We start from the raw sequence: 18442 nt of genomic DNA on the forward strand, positions 1-18442 counted from the left end.
GAGCACCGCCCTTGTAAATTTCTCTTTTGATTAATTAATGGCAGTTTATGCGCAAACAGATTGCTGCCAAGAACTTTATGCAACCAAAAAAACAAAAATATGATTTATTATTACTTACTGCAAGGGCGCCCAAAATATAAAGCGCTTCTAAAATTCATTATGCTAATGAAACTAGCCTGTATTATGGTTTTCATTACCTGTCTTAATGTTTCGGCATCGGTTTTTTCTCAGGAAAAAATTTCTTTAGATGTTAAAAAAACAAAGCTAGCCAGGGTTTTACAGATTATTGAACAGCAAAGCAGTTACCATTTTGTTTACAGTTCTTCTTATGTTCCGGTAAATAAAGACGTAAGCATTACGGTAACCAATACTTTGGTTACGGATGTACTGGTAGCCATTTTAAACAGAACAAACCTGAAATATTCTGTTTCTGAAGGTGGCTTAATCGTAATCAGCAAAAATAAAGAAGTACCCATTAGTGGAACCGTAAAAGATGCCCTTGGAGGGGCTTTACCTGGTGCAAGTGTGAGGGTTAAAGGAACTGGTATTGGCACTTCTACCGATATAAACGGGAAATTCGTCTTAAATGCCCCCGAAAATGCAGTTTTGGTGGTTTCTTATGCTGGTTTTCAAACCAGGGAAATTGCTATAGGCACGCAAAACAGTATCGATATCGTACTGGTAGAAGATACCAAACAGCTTACTGATGTAGTGGTTACTGCTTTAGGTATCAAAAAAGAAAGAAGAGCATTAGGTTATTCGGTTACACAGGTAAGTGGCGAAACGTTAACACAGGCCAGAGAAAATAATGTAGCCAACTCTTTAGTAGGTAAAGTAGCTGGTTTAGATATCAGTTCCACATCAGGCGGTGCTGGCGCAGCAACCAGCGTAACCATTCGCGGGGTTTCTAGCTTAAGCCAAACCAACCAGCCCTTATATGTAATTAATGGTGTACCGATGGAAAATAAACCGGTAGGTTTAAATAACCTAAATGCCAATGGCAACTCTGGTAGCCAATACGATAATGCACCGGATTTTGGGGATGCAGTTGGAAACTTAAATCCAGATGATATTGAAAGTATTTCAGTACTTAAAGGTGCTGCGGCTGCAGCATTATATGGTTACCGTGCAAAAGCAGGGGTAATTCTGATCACCACCAAAAGCGGAAAAGGGAATAGCATCGAATTTAATACCAATTACGTTGCAGAGCAAGTAATGGACAGAACCAACTGGCAGTACGTTTACGGACAGGGCGCCAATGGTGTAAAGCCAACTGATGCCGCTGCTGCTGCACAGGTAGGTGGATCGAGTTGGGGCGCCAGATTAGATGGTTCTAACGTGGTTCAGTTTGATGGTATAAGCAGACCTTATTCTGCACAGAAAAATAATATAGAAGATTTTTACCGTACCGGAGGCACATGGTCTAACACCCTGGCTTTGAATAAAAGTTTTGATGGTGGCTCCATCCGATTATCTGCCAACGATGTACACAATACTTCGGTTGTGCCTAATTCTGGTTTAAACAGGCAATCTTTTAATCTGGTAGGCACCTTTAACCCAATTAAACGCCTAACCATTGATGCCCGCATGAATTACATTTTAGAGCAGGCTAAAAACAGGCCGATGGTATCAGATGGTGCAGGTAATGCCAATTATAATGTGGCCTTTTTACCAACCAGTGTAAGTGTAAAAAACCTCGATCCTTGGAAAGATGCAAATGGAAATGAAATTCAGTACAATAAAGGCAATGCTTATGCCACCAATCCATGGTTTGCGGCAAACGAATTTGTAAACAATACCAAACGCGAACGTTTGATCAGCTCTTTTAATGCCCGCTATACTTTTGATAATGGTTTGTTTTTACAAGGCCGTGCGGGTCGCGATGCTTATAACGACACCTATAAAAATGTAGTACCCTCGGGTACAGCTTATTATGCTCCCGGTAAAATTGTAGAGCAGGCCACCAAATTTGCAGATGTTAACGTTGATGTATTAATCGGCAAGCCCTTTAAAATAGACGAAGATTTCTCGATCACGCCAAATATCGGTGGCAGTTACCGTAGAACAAATATAACTCAAACGACCAATAGTGGTGCCGATTTTGCCGTAACGGGTGTTTATAACATTTTAAATGCTAAAAATAAATCAGTGGCTTATGTCACATCCGAAGCCGAAACACAATCTGTATATGGTACTTTAGAACTCACATATAAAGATATTTTGTATTTAACCGGTAGCGGACGTACTGACTGGTTTTCTACACTGGCAACACCTGGTAAAGACAATAAGTTAAATGTGGTTTATCCTTCCATTAGTGGTTCATTCGTTTTTTCAGAACTTTGGAAACCATCATTCTTAAGCTTTGGTAAAGTTAGGGCAGGTTACGCAGTAGTTGGCCAGGCCACTGATCCTTATCAAACTTTGCTGACCTATAGTTTAAGAAGTGAAGTTTTAAACGGATTGCCACTGGGTACCATTTCAAATGTAAATATTCCTAATTCTGCATTAAAGGCTTCAAAAGCATCGGAATTGGAGATCGGAACAGAAATGCGCTTCTTCGGAGACCGTTTAAACCTTGATTTTACCTGGTACAAAAAAATATCTAAAGATGAAATCACTTTTGTAACCACATCTACCTCTACAGGTTATAGCGGTGCGGTGTTAAATTCTGGTAAAATTCAAAATAAAGGGGTAGAGCTGTTGTTGTCTGGTCAGGTGGTAAAAAACAAAGATTTCGTATGGACTTCTTCTTTAAACGGATCGTATAATGATAACAAAGTAATCTCGCTTGCAGATGGTGTGACTTCAAATCTTATTGCCACTTCAAGATCTGGAGTTGGCTTTTTACAGAATATTCCGGGCAAAGCAGCCTCACAGGTAATGGCTTATGATTATAAGTACGATGCATCGGGCAATATTATGCTCGGTGCAAACGGTGCCCCCCAACGTGGAGATCTTGTTGCATATGGCTCTGCCTATAATAAATGGTTTGCCGGCTGGAATAACGAGTTTAATTATAAAGGGGCAACATTATCATTTTTGATTGATGGTAAATGGGGCGGGAAATTATTTTCAGCTACCGATTATTATGGCTATGTATTTGGATTACACCAGGCCACACTTGAAAACCGCGAAGCTTTAGGAAATACTGCTGCCGCTTATTATCAGCTTTCTGCAGATAACGTATCAAATAAATTTGTACAGGATGCTAGTTTCATAAAGTTCAGACAGATGACCCTGGGTTATAACTTTCCTGCCAAAATGTTCAATAACAAGATACATGGCTTAAATGTAAGTCTTGTTGGTCGAAATTTATTTATCCTGATGAAAAAGACAGATAATATCGACCCTGAATCGAGTTACAACGCCACTTTTCCGGGATTGGAACTGGGGGGTGTACCGCCGGTTAGAACGTTTGGTGTAAACCTTAGTGTGAAGCTTTAATTTTAAACAGACAGAACAATGAAAACAAACATATTAAAAAAATATAGCCTGTTACTTTGTATCGGCATGTTAATGATCTCGGGTTGTACCAAAAATTTCGAGGATATCAATACCAACCCTTCTGCATATGGAGCAGCAACTTTTGATCCCAATTATACTTTAACTACTGCTCAGCTTACTTACACCGGGAGTATCGATTTCGCTTACGATACCTGGAGAGGAAATCTCATTTATTCATCAACCATGATGCAGGGACTTTCTACCGTGCTGAGTTATTGGGCGGGCGATAAATATTTACTTAACGAGGGTTATACCGCAGCATACTGGGGCAGCACAACTGTTGGGGCTTACGTAGAGCAAGTTAAGCCGATTGTAGATATTGTTGAATTTACAAAAGGATCTCCTAAATATAATAACGTTCGGCAGGTGGCCCGGTTATGGAAAGCACTGATCTTTGAACGCATTACAGATTTATATGGCGATGCACCTTATTCAGAAGCAGGACAAGGTTATTACACAGGCAATTTGGCACCTAAATATGATAAACAACAGGCAATTTATACCGATTTGTTAAAAGAAGTAGAAGAAGCAACAAACGCATTGGATGTTAATGGAGATAAGGTTACAGGAGATGCCATTTACAAAGGAGATATCAATAAATGGAAAAGATTCGGAAATACATTATTGTTACGTATAGCCATGCGTTTAACCAAAGTAGATGAAAACACGGCTAAGGCTTATGCTCAAAAAGTGATTGGTAAAACGATGATTAGTAACGATGATAATGCCCTTGTTAAACATGATGTATCAGGTGCAAGAGTAACCCAGAATCGTAATAGTCAGGTACTGGCCGGCGATGGCGGACAAGAAAATTATTATGTGAAGTGGTCGCAGACATTTATTAATAAATTAAAAACAGCGAACGATCCACGTTTAGGAAAAGTTGCGGTTACAGGTCTTTATCTTGATGAAAATAGTAAAACACAAAATCCTAATTACAGTGCCGATCCGCTTTTGCAAAAAGGAATGCCTAACGGAAAAGACCTGAGCGGTATAGCAGGCAGAGATGTGAGGCAAGATGCTTCCTATACAACTTTTGCTGCTTATTCATCACCAAACCCAGCAATGATTAAGAAAGACGGGGTAACTTTTATCTTAACCTATACCGAAAGTGAATTGTTATTGGCAGAAGCAGCACAAAGATGGGCAATTGGCGGATCTGCAGCGGCCCACTATGCTAATGGTTTATCTGCGGGTATCACTTTCTTATCGCAATACGACGCTAGCCTGGCAATATCGGGCACAATAGCCGACGCCTACGCCATCGCCAATCCGTATATTCCGGCAAATGGATTAGAAATGATTAATACCCAATATTGGCTACATACATGTACCATGTTAGATTTTTACGAAACCTGGTCTAATTGGCGCAGGTCAGGTTTCCCGGCACTAAGCCCCGTAGTTTACCCCGGAAATGCTACTAATGGAACTATTCCCCGCCGTTTCCCGTATCCAGTAGAAGAGGCAACGAAGAACGGTGTTAACTATAAAGCCGCTTCTGCGGCTGTACCTGGCGGAGATAATCTGACCGGTAGAGTTTGGTGGGATAAATAATTTATATCATCCCGGTTTTTACTGGCCGACATTGCTTATGCAGTGTCGGCTTTTTTGTCCCATTATTTTCTATTGTATTTTCATCAAACGTTTGCGTGAAACTTGCTTGGGTGTATGAAAAAGTTTAGTTTATCTTTAACTCAATATGCGCATCATCTTCAGTATTAAAACTGTGATATGCTTAACAGAATAAACTAAACGCTACTTTATATTAATTCATTATTTATACATGAAAAGCATTCTATTTACGGTTGGTTTCATTATCACCGCTCAAAGTCTTTTATTCGGTCAAACCGACAGCACAGTTATTCAATCAGTGCCTAACATTAAAGAAATAAAGGCTGGTGATAAGAAAATTGTTTTCCCTGAAAGTCCGAAGGGTTATTCCTTGGTATTTAAGGGAAGTAACCGCACACCGATTATCGACGAATCTGGAAGCATAACTACTCCATTGGTGGCCACAAATGTAAACTTGTACTTCGAGCTGATTAGTCAGGTAAGTGATACGATAAAGTACGATGTATCCAAACAGATCGTTGTTCCGGGCAAATTCCATGATGGAGGAGTTAACCCACAGCCTTTTGTAATCCCTGCTTTACACGAATGGCATGGTGGTAAAGGCGATTTTTCTTTAACTGCAGCAAGCAGAATTGTTTTAAATACAGCGGATGAAAAACAGTTGCAGCGCGTTGCAAGTATTTTAAAACAAGAGCTGAAAGATCAATTAGGTTTTAACCTGTTAATTGTGAAAGGTAAGCCTAAGAAAGGGGATGTTTTTTTAACCTTAAACGTAAAGGATAAGAGCATTGGAGAAGAAGGTTATTACTTTAATACAGAAGATTTTGTTACCATTAGTGCTGTAAAATATCAGGGTTTATTCTGGGGAACCAGAACTTTATTGCAACTACTGGAACAGAAAAACGCTATTCCGAAAGGGTTGGCAAGAGATTATCCAGAGTTTAAAGTTCGCGGATTTGTGTTAGATGTAGGGCGTAAGTTCTTTAGCCTACAGTTTTTAAGAGATTATGTGAAATTCATGTCTTATTATAAATTAAACGATTTTCAGATCCACTTAAATGATAATGGTTTTAAAAAATATTTCAACGATAATTGGGCAGATACCTATTCGGCTTTCCGTTTAGAAAATACAACCTATCCGGGCTTAACGGCAAAAGATGGTTCCTATACCAAAAAGGAATTTATTGCTTTACAACAGCTAGCCGATAATTATGCTGTTCGTATTATTCCGGAAATTGATGCACCGGCACACGCACTGGCCTTTACCAAAGTGGTTCCCGAAATTGGTAGTAAAGCATATGGTATGGACCATCTCGATTTGCATAATCTACTTAGTTATACAGTTATCGAAAATGTATTTAAAGAATATATTTCAGGCAGCACGCCGGTATTCACCGGCAAAGCGGTTCACATCGGTACAGATGAATATGCTAAAAAAGATGCAGAGGTTTTTAGGGCTTTTACCGATCGCATGATTAAATATGTAGAAGGCTTTGGAAAAGATGTTAGGCTTTGGGGAGCGTTAACACACGCAAAAGGTACCACTCCTGTAAAAGTAGAAAATGTGGTGATGAATACCTGGTATAACGGTTACGCGAACCCTGTTGAAATGAAGAAACTGGGCTATAAGCAAATCAGTACGCCTGACGGATGGCTGTATATTGTACCTGCAGCTGGCTATTATTACGATTATCTGAATATTAAAAATCTTTATAACAAATGGACACCTTCTATGATCGGGAATGTTCAGTTTAAACCTGGCGATCCGACTATATTAGGTGGCTCTTTTGCGGTATGGAATGATATTGTAGGCAACGGAATTACAGAAAAAGATGTACACGACAGGGTATTCCCTGCCATGCAGGTATTATCACAAAAGATGTGGGGCGGCAGTAATACTACTTTAAAGTTCGACGATTTTAATGTTTTGAGTAAAAAAATAGGGGAGGGCCCTTCGTTAAATATAGGTGGAAAGTTATCTAAAAACAATGTGCCATTTACAACCCTGTTTAATTTTGATAAAAAGGATAATCAAATTAAAACTACGGGAGCTATTTACGCAGAAGGATATTCAAAAAATGCTTTGTCATTTTCAGGAAAAGATAGTTATGCCAGCTTACCATACACTGAAATAGGGTATAATTATACCGTTTCGTTTTGGATAAACCCTGCCAGTAACAACTCGGATGGTGCAGTATTATTCAAATCGCCAAACGCTACTGTAAAATTAAGACAGACAGGTACGGGCAAACTTGGCTTTTCGAGAGAAGGTTACGATATTGATTTTGGATATGCAGTACCTGAAAATAGTTGGACACATGTAGTCATAACGGGAACCAACAAAGGCACCAGTCTTTATGTAAATGGTAAACTCGAAAAGCGATTGTACGATAACTGGATCACGTTTACAGATAAAGACAAAACGAAAGTACGTAAATCGGAAACTTTGTTTTTCCCACTTCAAACAGTTGGTGGATTTAACGGAAAGCTGGACGAATTACAAGTTTGGAACAAGGTACTTTCAGACGAAGAGATTCTGGCCTTAAAATGATAAAAAAGAATTAAATAATACCCTCATCTCGATTGAATCAGTTTTCATGAGCCGACATCGCAATATGCATGTCGGCTTTTTTGTTCCCGCATTTTGAATAATATTTTAAGCAAACGTTTGTGCTGTAACAGTTTGAGACTTTGTTTCCTTATGCTTAAACTATATTTAAACTGTAATATTAAATAGTCGCAGATATTGGATTTGATTCCTTTTTATGAGTTAGTATCGGCTTATTAATCAAACGTTTGCGCGTTAATTTGGAAAAATATCTCCTTAATAAAACATTATCTTTAATTAACAAGCTACTGTATCTCACCTGTAATTTAATGGTTATTCACTTTTACTGCTGCGTAAGACTGTAGTTGTATTTTCTGGCGCTATACACAAATGATTTTTAATTAATATTTAACCCATTTAAACAAAAGAAAATGAAAAAAACAATTGCTTTACTCGTTGCTTCTTTAGCTTTTACAGTTTGTCTGTTTAGTAGTTTTACACCCGAAAAAGTAACTCTTTCGCCTAAAAAGGTTACGCGTCGGGGAGTGGTTACGGTTACAAAAAATTTCACTACCAGTAATGGCCTGGCTGCGGTAGCAACACTTCAGTATACCACCGGGCAGGTTTATTCGAGTATTACGGTAACTATACAAGGAGAGGGCAATGTTCCGCTAACTTCGGTATCTCATTCCTCAGGTCCAATTTATGCCGATACTTTCGAAGGCTATAAGGCTGGATCTTATTATGAATATTTTGTAGATGTATTGGTTACTGGAAATCCAACAATAGGCTGGCAGATTGGAGATGCAAGTGCCGAAGCCGTTGTAATTTAAGTTGCAACCCTAAATAAAGAGTCTACTGCTTCATTGCAGCAGTTTTTTGCAGAACCGGCATTGCCAAAAGCAATGCTGGTTTTTTTATGGTAACATTTCTAATGCGCTTTTTGATTAACGCTACAATAGTTTGATATTTAGGAACCAAACCAAAACAATGAAATTCAGATTTATACTCGCTACATTTTTAAGCATGAGCATTTTTGCATATGCACAACAAGAACCAAGAAAAAGCCAATCAAAAGAAACCGTAACCACTACCCAGGTTACCGTTAAAGATGAACCTAAATCTTCAGCAAACGAAAGAACTATTAAAGTGGAGAGCTCGGTAGTTACCAATCACAGTGTAAATATCGATGGCAAGGCTGTTCCGTATAAAGCCACTACGGGTACTTTACCAGTTTGGGATGAAGATGGAAAACCGATTGCAGGTTTGTTTTATACTTATTACGAACGTAGTGATGTGCAAAATCGCGATAAGCGACCTTTAGTAATCTCTTTTAATGGTGGCCCTGGTTCAGCTTCAGTTTGGATGCACATTGCTTATACCGGTCCCGTGGTTTTAAATATTGATGACGAAGGTTATCCCGTACAGCCTTATGGTTATAAAGAAAATCCATACTCTATTTTAGATGTGGCAGATATTGTATATATCGATCCGGTTAACACGGGTTATTCAAGAGCGGTGAGTAAAGATATTCCGACCAATAAATTCTTCGGTGTACGTGCCGATATTAAATATCTGGCTGAGTGGATCAATACTTTTGTAACCCGGAATAACCGATGGGCCTCTCCAAAATTTTTAATCGGCGAAAGTTATGGCACTACACGTGTTTCAGGTTTAGCTTTAGAGCTGCAAAACAGTCAGTGGATGTATTTAAACGGTGTGGTATTGGTTTCGCCAACCGAACTTGGTATTGAACGTAGTGGCCCGGTTGATGCCGCTTTACGTTTACCATATTTTGCGGCTACAGCCTGGTATCATAAGGCACTTGCGGCCGATTTACAAAGCAAAGATTTAACGGCTATGCTTCCTGAAGTGGAAAGTTTTACCATTAGCGAATTAATTCCTGCTATTTCGCAGGGTGGGATGTTGAGCGCCGATAAAAAGAAGGCCATTGCCATAAAAATGGCCCGTTACTCTGGTCTTTCAGAAAAAGTGATATTAGATTACAACCTCAACGTACCAACCGATTTCTTTTGGAAAGAATTACTGAGAGATAAAGGATTTACTGTTGGTAGGTTAGATTCGCGCTATCGTGGTATCGATAAAATGAGTGCCGGCGAAGGACCCGATTATAATGTAGAGCTAACCTCTTGGTTGCATTCCTTTACGCCAGCCATCAATATGTACATCCGCAACGAGCTCAACTATAAAACCGATTTGAAATACAATATGTTCGGTTCTGTATACCCGTGGGATAAATCTGGAGATCAAACCGGCGATAATCTCCGCCAAGCCATGGCACAGAATCCTTATCTGCATTTATTGGTGCAATCAGGTTACTACGATGGGGCCTGCGATTATTTCAATGCCAAATATAGCATGTGGCAGCTAGATGCAGCTGGTAAACTTCAGGATCGCATGAGCTGGGAAGGCTACCGTAGCGGACACATGATGTATTTACGTAAAGATGATCTGAAAACAGCCAATAACCATATCCGTGAGTTTATTAAAAAAGCATTACCAAAAGCAGGAGAGGCCGCTAAGTTCTAAAATTTTAGAGTTGACAAATTCTTATGCGCATTGCTATAATTTGCCAACTCTTTTAGGTTTATTGGAGCGCAGATGTAGTTCAATAATTAATGTTCGTCCTGCTTTACATTACAAGTCCGCACTCGTGCCTCGTTTGCGGGCTTTTCATTTCAATCAGGGCTAGGTAGGTTAGGGCGGTAGCACGGAAACCCCTCATAGTGGCAGGAGAGAGAGCAGGACGAAACCAAAGTACTGCTGCAATTGCTTTCCAAATCATAAAGAATAACTACTTGTGATAGCCATTTGTCAACACGTTGAAGCGATTTCACTCTCCCAAAACTGCAAACAAAAAACTGTTCACTGCAAACTAAAAATAATTACTTATTTTTGTGGTTCAATTATGCAGCAAATAAAAACATCATTCGATTTTGAAAAACCTATTGCCGATTTAGTTCAGCAGATAGAAAAGGTTAAGCAAGTTGCGGAAAAAACTAAGGTAGACATGTCTGCCACTTTAGACGAGCTTGATGGTAAATTAGATGAAACTACCAATAACTTATATAAAAATTTAACCGGTTGGAACAAGGTTCAGATGAGCCGTCACCCAGATCGCCCGCAAACCCTCGATTATATCAATATGATCTGCGATGATTTTATTGAAATGCATGGCGATAGAACGGTTAAAGATGATAAAGCAATTATTGGCGGTTTTGCTTCTATAAATGGTCAAACGGTAATGGTTATCGGTCACCAAAAAGGTAAAAATACCAAAGAGCGTCAGTTTCGCAATTTCGGTATGGCCAACCCAGAAGGTTATCGCAAAGCATTGCGTTTAATGCGTTTGGCAGAAAAATTTAATAAACCTGTTATTTCTTTTATCGATACTATGGGCGCTTACCCTGGTTTAGAAGCCGAAGAACGTGGACAAGGTGAAGCTATTGCAAGAAACTTATTGGAGATGTCTGTTCTACGTGTACCGATTATCTGCATTGTTGTAGGTGAAGGTGCTTCTGGAGGTGCTTTGGGTATCGGTATCGGCGATAAAGTGTACATGTTAGAGCATACCTGGTACTCGGTAATCTCTCCTGAATCTTGCTCATCTATTTTATGGAGAAGCTGGGATTTTAAAGAGAAAGCCGCTGAATGCTTAAAATTAACTTCTGATGATATGTTTGGAAACAAACTAATAGATGGCATTATTCCTGAGCCACTTGGAGGTGCACATCAGGATCCGGAATTGATGGGCAAAACATTAAAAGAATATATTGTTAAAGATTTAGCCGCTTTAGGCAAACTAAAAACCGATAAACTGATTGAACAGAGAATCGATAAATTCTGTGCGATGGGTGTTGTAAACGAATAATCATTAACTAAAATAAATTTGAGTCCTGTTTGGCAATGCTGAACGGGATTTTTTTTTGTTAGAAGATTAAATTAAAATCTTAAAGTTCTTGTCGTAATTTTATTTGGCGAACGTCATTCCCGCGCAGGCGGGAATCTTAATGCGTATGTTAAGTCTTAAGATTCCCAATCAAGTTGGGAATGACGACTTATCTAATAGAATTTTGTGAGTAACTCATAGGTTTTTTAACGCGCAGCCCTCAATGATGTCATTAGAAACGAGCGCAAACGCAAACAAAAAAGCAGCTACAAATTAATGCAGCTGCTTTGTAAGCTATTTTCAGATCCGTTTACTGTTGTGGCCCTTGTTGTGGGAAAAACATCGATAAACGGCCTTCCAGGTTATTAAATGTTTTCTGCAGCTTCTCGCTCAACTTATCCTGACCCGCAGCTTTACTCGTTTTAATCATTCGGTCCAGATAGTATAAGCCGGTTTGAATATTCTGCGATCCGGTTAAACCTTTTGATTGTGAAATATCTGCCAGGTAGTTTAACTCTTTATTGATATAATCGCCAGATTTGTCTAAAATATCATTGGCTCTGGCAGTTTCGCCTAATTTATATAGGTTTTCAGCCATGTAGAATTTCACCACAACAGTGCGGATGCCGAAGAATTTATCAGGCATTACCTCAAAATATTTATCTACTACTTTTTTTGCCTCAGCAGTTTTACCTTCTTTAATTAAGCTGTTGGTTAAGCTACTGAAGATATTAGTGAAAATGAAAGTATCATCTGATGATTGAGGATCTAAATATTTAGCAGTTTTCATATTTCCCCACTTAAATTTAGTCATCACATTATTGTACAATACAGGTGTATTTAATTGCTCTGGTCTATCCTCAGATGCTGTTGTGTCAGCCTTAAGCGGCAATAAACGCATGGCTAAGCCTTCGTTGTACAAATACTTATCCAAGCCATTGTATTGATCTGAAGGCACTGTAGAAGCGAAATAAATCGGGCGCTTCCAATTGTTGTGTGCAAGGATATCGAACATGGCCAAAGTTCCTTTAGTAACATAACCTTTATTAAATTTCCAATCCATTGTGGTGGTAATTTTTGAAGCATCGGCTGCAGGCACTGTTCCTGTACTTACTACTTGCTGCGGATCTACCGTAATTTTAAGGTTTTTAGTTGGTAAGAAATTAGATTTTGAGCCATCCTGCATGGCTACTTTATCGCTCTCATCGTTTGATAACAATAAATCAACTACGTTTTTAAGCTCAACACTACCTGCAATTTTATAATCATCGTATGGCATTACATCTCTTTCTCCTTGTACATATTGCTCTGGTTTCATCGAAATTGGCAATGGAGCAGATTCATTTTGTTTTTGCCTTAAACCGTTGATGTACCAATCCGTATCAAATAAACTTAAGTTTACAATACGCACATCCGGACGGACGTTTTCTACCTCCTGGATATACCAAAGTGGGTAGGTATCATTATCGCCATAAGTAAACAAGATGGCATTTGGCGCACAGGATTGTAGGTAATCCAGGGCAATATCATGTGGAACCAGTTTGGTAGAACGGTCATGGTCATCCCATCCCTGCTCGGCCATAATTACCGGAGCGGCCAATAATCCGATCACGGTTGCGCCAATGGCACCGGCAGTTGGCGTTAATTTTTTAAACAACCACTCTTTAATGGCCAGCGCCCCCAGCCCGATCCATATCGCAAAGGCATAGAAAGATCCTACATAAGCATAATCCCTTTCGCGCGGCTCTAAAGGCTTTTGATTTAAATATAATACAATGGCAATACCGGTAAAGAAGAATAGTAACGCTACAACTCCAGCATCTTTCTGGTTACGTTTGAAATGCCAAAGTGCACCAATAACACCTAAAATTAAAGGTAAAAAGAAGAAACGGTTATATGCTTTATTATCAACGGTTGATGGTGGCAGATTACTTTGATTGCCTCTCAACATGGCGTCAATTGGTTTAATGCCACTAATCCAGGTGCCTTCATGTCCGCTACCCTGACCTTGCTCATCGTTCTGGCGACCAGCAAAATTCCACATGAAATAACGCATGTACATATAGCCAATCTGATAGCTGAACAAGAAACCAACATTATCTACCAGATTGGGATTTTTAGTATCATCTAAGCGCATCCATTCTTTGTAGAAAGCCGCATGTTTAGGATCATCGCTATACATACGTGGCAATAAAGTGTTGTTGTTGTACTCGTAATCGGTTTTTTTGCCCGCTACTTCATATTTGTCTTTACCTTTTCTCCAGATGGTTTTACCTTCCGTTACACCTGTTCTTTCAGAGTTATAGTTTGGTCCATAGGCCAATGGTCTATCGCCATACTGCTCACGGTTCAGGTAACTTAAGAAAGAGAAAGCATCTTTAGGCGCACTGTTATTTAAGTTCGGATCTGCCTTTGCCCTGATAATGATCATCGAGAAAGAAGCATAACCGAAAATGATTAAAACGGTAGAAATTAAACCTAGGTTTAATAATTTCTTTTGATGTTTGATCGAATAGCGAATTCCCCAAACCAGGGCGCCGATTAACAAAATAGCGAAGAATAAAACGCCTGTTCCAAAACCTAAACCTAATGTGTTAACAAAAAATAAATCGAAATAAGCACCGAATGAGACCAGGTATTGGATAATACCATATTGGATTACCGCTAAGATTAAAATACCAACAATAAGGGTTTTAATAATTCCCGATGTTGTTGCTTTATCTGTTCTTTTGAAATAATAAATAAAAGCAAGTGCTGGGATGGTTAGTAGGTTTAACAAGTGGATACCAATTGATAAACCCATAATATAGGCAATAAATAGTAACCAGCGGTCAGCACGGGGCTCGTCGGCATGTGCTTCCCATTTAAGGATAGCCCAGAATACAATCGCTGTAAATAACGATGATTGTGCATAAACCTCCGATTCTACTGCCGAAAACCAAAAACTATCAGAGAAAGTATAAGCCAGAGCACCAACTGCGCCTGCTCCCATAATACTGATTAATTTACCTGTTGTTAATTCTTCACCAGCTTTTAATATCGTTTTTTTAGCCAATGCAGTGATGGTCCAAAATAAGAATAAGATGGTTGCTCCGCTCGAAACAGCCGAACCTACGTTCATCCAGTAAGCGATTTTGGTTAAATCTCCAGCTGCAAAAATGGAGAAGAAACGTTGGATCATTAAGAATAAAGGTGCACCAGGCTGGTGAACAACCTGCATTCTAAATGCCGATGCGATAAATTCACCGCAGTCCCAAAAACTGGCAGAAGGCTCTAAGGTTAAAACGTAAGTTAGTGTAGCAATTAAAAAGCAGATCCAGCCTACTATATTATTAACTTTTGAATAATTCATTGGTTTGTATAATGATATTAAAAAATGTTTTCACATAAAAATGCTGCCGAAATTAACTATTCTAGTCGATAAAACAGGTAAATTTTTAGATTGATTTAACAATTTTTAACGGCCTAAGGCCTTTAACATAAAGGATTTTGATTTATTGGGAAGCAAAAAACCATAAGCCGAGAGGTGAAATCTGCCTATGGGTTAAAATTTAGAATGTTTTTTGCTTAACCTGCAGCAAATGGTGTAAACCTTATAATCAGATCGTTGTATTGTTTTTCGAGGCTTTTGCTTAGCCCAGCCTGTTTAAATACTTCGGTTAATTTTACCATTTGCCCTAAATAACCGAGATAGAAACGTACATTCTGCTCTGATGATAGCTGGTTTTTACTTTCTGAAACATCAGCAAGATGGGTTAACTCTTTGCCTACATAATCAGCAGTTTTTTTAATCATTGCGTTCGCACGGTTTAAATCATTTAACCGATACAGGTTTTCGCTTAAATAATAAGTGCTCATTACCTGGCGCATACTGTAAAATTTAGAAGGAATCACCTCAAAATATTTATTAGCCACTTTTTTGCTTTCGGTAATTTTGCCTTCGTTTATTAAGCCGGTTAATAAACCATTAAACATATTCGATAACATGGTTACATCATCAGCAGATTGCCTGTCTAAATGATTGGCATTTTTGATATTACCAAAACCATACACATTCATCAGGTTGTTGTACAAAGGTTTAATGTTGATGCGCTCGTAATCTTCTGTAATGGCTGTATCGGGTTTTAATGGAAGCAGCCTTTTGTTTAACCCTTCTGAATAGAGATATTTGTTAAGCCCTATATATTGCTCGTTTGGCATGGCTCCGCTAAAATAAATCGGTCGTTTCCAGTTATTGTGTGTTAAAATATCAAATAAAGCCAAGGTGCCTTTGGTTACAAAATTCGAATTGTAAGTCCATTCCATACTGCTTGCAATTTTACCTGCATCTTCCTTGGGCACAGTTCCGGTATCTAAAACCTGTTGCGGGCTTACAGCCAGTTTAAGATTTTTGGTTGGTAATACATTGTATTTAGAACCATCTGTCATGGTTACTTTATCTTCGTCATGATCGGATAGGAGCACATCCAAAATTTCTTGTAACTCAATATGCTGCGCAATCTTATAATCCTGATAGTACATAATATCCCTCGTACCTTCAACATATTGCTCATGCTTTAAAGTGATGGGTAAGGGGGCAGATTCGTTTTGCTTTTTTCGCATCCCATCAATATACCAATCAGCTGTAAATAAGCTTAAATTTACTACGCGTACATCCGGGCGGATATTTTCTACCTCCTGTGCATACCAAACCGGATAGGTATCATTATCGCCATAAGTAAACAAGATGGCATTGGGAGCACACGATTTTAGGTAATTGACAGACATATCTCTCGCTACGTGGCTATCAGAACGGTCGTGATCGTCCCAGCCCTGGTTGGCCATAATTATCGGCGCACCGAACAAGGCGATAACTGTAGCAAAAATACTTGCACGCTGGGGTGTTAATTTTTGAAAAACCCAATCCTTTAATCCAAATACCCCTAAGCCGACCCAGATGGCAAAAGCATAAAAAGAGCCTACGTAGGCATAATCTCTTTCGCGTGGTTCAACAGGAACAGAGTTAAGGTAAACCACAATAGCCACTCCAGTGAAAACGAAGAGTAAACCAATAATGCCTGCATCCTTTTGGTTACGTTTAAAATGCCAAATGGCACCAATTAAACCAATAATTAAGGGTAAAAAGAAAAACCTATTATATGCTTTGTTCTCTACGATGGATGGGGGAAGGTTTTTTTGACTGCCAAGCCTGATTGCATCTAATGGTTTTACGCCGCTAAGCCAATTGCCATCTTTTCCGCCGAACTGCCCATCTTCATTATCCTGCCTGCCTACAAAATTCCACATAAAATAACGCATGTACATTTGCCCGGTCTGGAAAGAGAACATGTATTTTAAGTTATCTATCAAGGTAGGTTTATGTTCATCATTAAAACCCATGTAACTTTTGTAAAAGTTAATGTGTTCAGGTTTATCACTGTACATGCGTGGCAATAAAGTTTTATCGGCAAAAACATATGCCGATTTTGTGCCTGCAGATTCGTATTTTTTGTCGCCTTTACGTATAATTTTACCCGTTTCTTCAATGCCGATTTTTTCTGAATTGTAATTCTCTCCATAAAGCAGTGGTCTGTCGCCGTATTGATCGCGACCAACATACCTCGAAAAAGAGTATACATTATCTACATTATAGTTGTTTAAATTTGGTTTGGCCTGCGCCCTGATAATGAGGAGTGCAAAAGAGCTATATCCAAAAAGCAGCAGAACGGTAAATAACATAGCCAGGTTTAAAATCCTTTTATTTTTAAGGATAGAATAACGGATGCCATAAACCAAGCTCCCGATTACGAGCACTGCAAAAAACAATATGCCCGTTCCAAAACCTAAGCCAATGGTGTTTACAAAAAAGTAATCGAAACTTGCTGCAAAAGATATTACATATTGAATGATGCCAAATTGAATGGCTGCTAGAACAGCAATTGAAACAAAAAATACTTTTAAAATGCTTTGCCAACTGGGCGATGGACTCTTTTTAAAATAATAAACAAATATTAGAGCCGGAATGGTAAGCAGGTTTAAGATGTGTACACCAATAGAAATCCCCATCATGTAAGCCACAAAAAGTAACCAACGGTCTGATTTAGGCTCATCAGCCTGCGATTCCCATTTTAATATACCCCAAAATACAATAGCCGTACAAAGCGACGACATCGCGTAAACCTCAGCCTCTACAGCCGAAAACCAGAAACTGTCAGAAAAGGCATAAGCTAAGGCGCCAACTAAACCGGCACCCATAGTCCCGATGATTTTTTGATTGGTGATTTCTTCGTCTTTTTTAATTACTGTTTTCTTGGCCAGTGCAGTAATGGTCCAGAACAAAAAGAGGATTGTACCTGCACTTGCAAGCGCAGATGATATGTTTATAAAATAGGCTACCTTGGTTTTATCGCCAAAAGCGAGTGTCGAAAATAACCTTTGGATCATGGAAACTATTGGAGCACCTGGCTGGTGAACCACCTCCATTCGGAAGGCAGAAGAAATGAATTCGCCACAGTCCCAGAAACTTACAGATTGATCTAAAGTTAAGATGTAGGTGAGCGCGGCAACGATAAAACAGAGCCAGCCTCCAATGGTGTTAATCCTTGAGTAATTCATAGTTTAATTTTAGTCTTTGATAATAAATGATTTAAGCGGTTCGTGGTAAAAAAAGTCGCATAAAAAAAGAAAATGTTGCACGCTATATGATGATTTTTTTATCTTTGCATCGCAAACAGGAACAGCGGGAAAGAAATTAAAAATATTTTAAAATCGCTCTTGCATATTTAAAATAAGGTTCCTACATTTGCATTCCCTTTCGAGGAGAATATCCTTGAGAAGTTTTTGTCCGATAGTATAAGGGTAGTACAACGGTTTTTGGTACCGTTTGTCTTGGTTCGAATCCAGGTCGGACAACTAAAATTTAATGTCGG

The 18442-nt window shown here is 38.9% G+C and carries 8 protein-coding genes; 6 read left to right on the forward strand and 2 right to left on the reverse strand.

Going from position 1 to position 18442, the window contains the following annotated elements:
• Positions 1 to 165 precede the first annotated feature (165 nt).
• The 6 genes from FHT21_RS19990 to FHT21_RS20015 all read left to right on the forward strand — a co-directional run bounded on the left by FHT21_RS19990 (position 166) and on the right by FHT21_RS20015 (position 11516).
• A complete protein-coding gene (locus tag FHT21_RS19990) occupies positions 166 to 3444 on the forward strand; it encodes a SusC/RagA family TonB-linked outer membrane protein (RefSeq protein WP_243854057.1) in 3279 nt (1092 codons plus the stop codon).
• An 18-nt stretch (positions 3445 to 3462) separates the two neighbouring features.
• On the forward strand, positions 3463 to 5058 hold the full coding sequence (locus FHT21_RS19995; protein WP_167296476.1) for a SusD/RagB family nutrient-binding outer membrane lipoprotein: 1596 nt from the start codon (positions 3463 to 3465) through the stop codon (positions 5056 to 5058).
• A gap of 229 nt (positions 5059 to 5287) precedes the next feature.
• Positions 5288 to 7627, forward strand: a complete 2340-nt coding sequence (locus tag FHT21_RS20000) for a family 20 glycosylhydrolase (RefSeq protein WP_167296477.1) — start codon at positions 5288 to 5290, stop codon at positions 7625 to 7627.
• Between the two features lie 428 nt (positions 7628 to 8055).
• Complete coding sequence (locus FHT21_RS20005; RefSeq protein WP_167296478.1) at positions 8056 to 8457, forward strand: hypothetical protein; 402 nt, start codon at positions 8056 to 8058, stop codon at positions 8455 to 8457.
• A gap of 157 nt (positions 8458 to 8614) precedes the next feature.
• Positions 8615 to 10174 (forward strand): carboxypeptidase, encoded by a 1560-nt coding sequence (locus tag FHT21_RS20010; protein ID WP_208398991.1) that lies wholly within the window; start codon positions 8615 to 8617, stop codon positions 10172 to 10174.
• Between the two features lie 379 nt (positions 10175 to 10553).
• Positions 10554 to 11516, forward strand: a complete 963-nt coding sequence (locus tag FHT21_RS20015; RefSeq protein WP_167296479.1) for an acetyl-CoA carboxylase carboxyltransferase subunit alpha — start codon at positions 10554 to 10556, stop codon at positions 11514 to 11516.
• 328 nt (positions 11517 to 11844) lie between these two features.
• Here the strand turns inward: FHT21_RS20015 and FHT21_RS20020 are convergent, their stop codons facing one another.
• Together FHT21_RS20020 and FHT21_RS20025 are read right to left on the reverse strand one after the other, a co-directional pair.
• Positions 11845 to 14886, reverse strand: coding sequence for a DUF2723 domain-containing protein (locus FHT21_RS20020; RefSeq protein ID WP_167296480.1), 3042 nt, complete (start codon positions 14884 to 14886; stop codon positions 11845 to 11847).
• A gap of 215 nt (positions 14887 to 15101) precedes the next feature.
• Complete coding sequence (locus FHT21_RS20025; RefSeq protein WP_167296481.1) at positions 15102 to 18128, reverse strand: DUF2723 domain-containing protein; 3027 nt, start codon at positions 18126 to 18128, stop codon at positions 15102 to 15104.
• Positions 18129 to 18442: the final 314 nt, after the last annotated feature.

The sequence above is a fragment of the Pedobacter sp. SG908 genome, from assembly GCF_011759615.1.
In the GTDB taxonomy this organism is placed as follows: Bacteria; Bacteroidota; Bacteroidia; order Sphingobacteriales; family Sphingobacteriaceae; genus Pedobacter; species Pedobacter riviphilus.

Bases quoted from the DNA above. Each gene is read 5' to 3' on its own strand.
- FHT21_RS20025 (WP_167296481.1), bottom strand. From the start codon at position 18,128: ATGAATTACTCAAGGATTAACACCATTGGAGGCTGGCTCTGTTTTATC.
- FHT21_RS20020 (WP_167296480.1), bottom strand. From the start codon at position 14,886: ATGAATTATTCAAAAGTTAATAATATAGTAGGCTGGATCTGCTTTTTA.
- FHT21_RS19990 (WP_243854057.1), top strand. From the start codon at position 166: ATGAAACTAGCCTGTATTATGGTTTTCATTACCTGTCTTAATGTTTCG.
- FHT21_RS20000 (WP_167296477.1), top strand. From the start codon at position 5,288: ATGAAAAGCATTCTATTTACGGTTGGTTTCATTATCACCGCTCAAAGT.
- FHT21_RS19995 (WP_167296476.1), top strand. From the start codon at position 3,463: ATGAAAACAAACATATTAAAAAAATATAGCCTGTTACTTTGTATCGGC.
- FHT21_RS20015 (WP_167296479.1), top strand. From the start codon at position 10,554: ATGCAGCAAATAAAAACATCATTCGATTTTGAAAAACCTATTGCCGAT.
- FHT21_RS20005 (WP_167296478.1), top strand. From the start codon at position 8,056: ATGAAAAAAACAATTGCTTTACTCGTTGCTTCTTTAGCTTTTACAGTT.
- FHT21_RS20010 (WP_208398991.1), top strand. From the start codon at position 8,615: ATGAAATTCAGATTTATACTCGCTACATTTTTAAGCATGAGCATTTTT.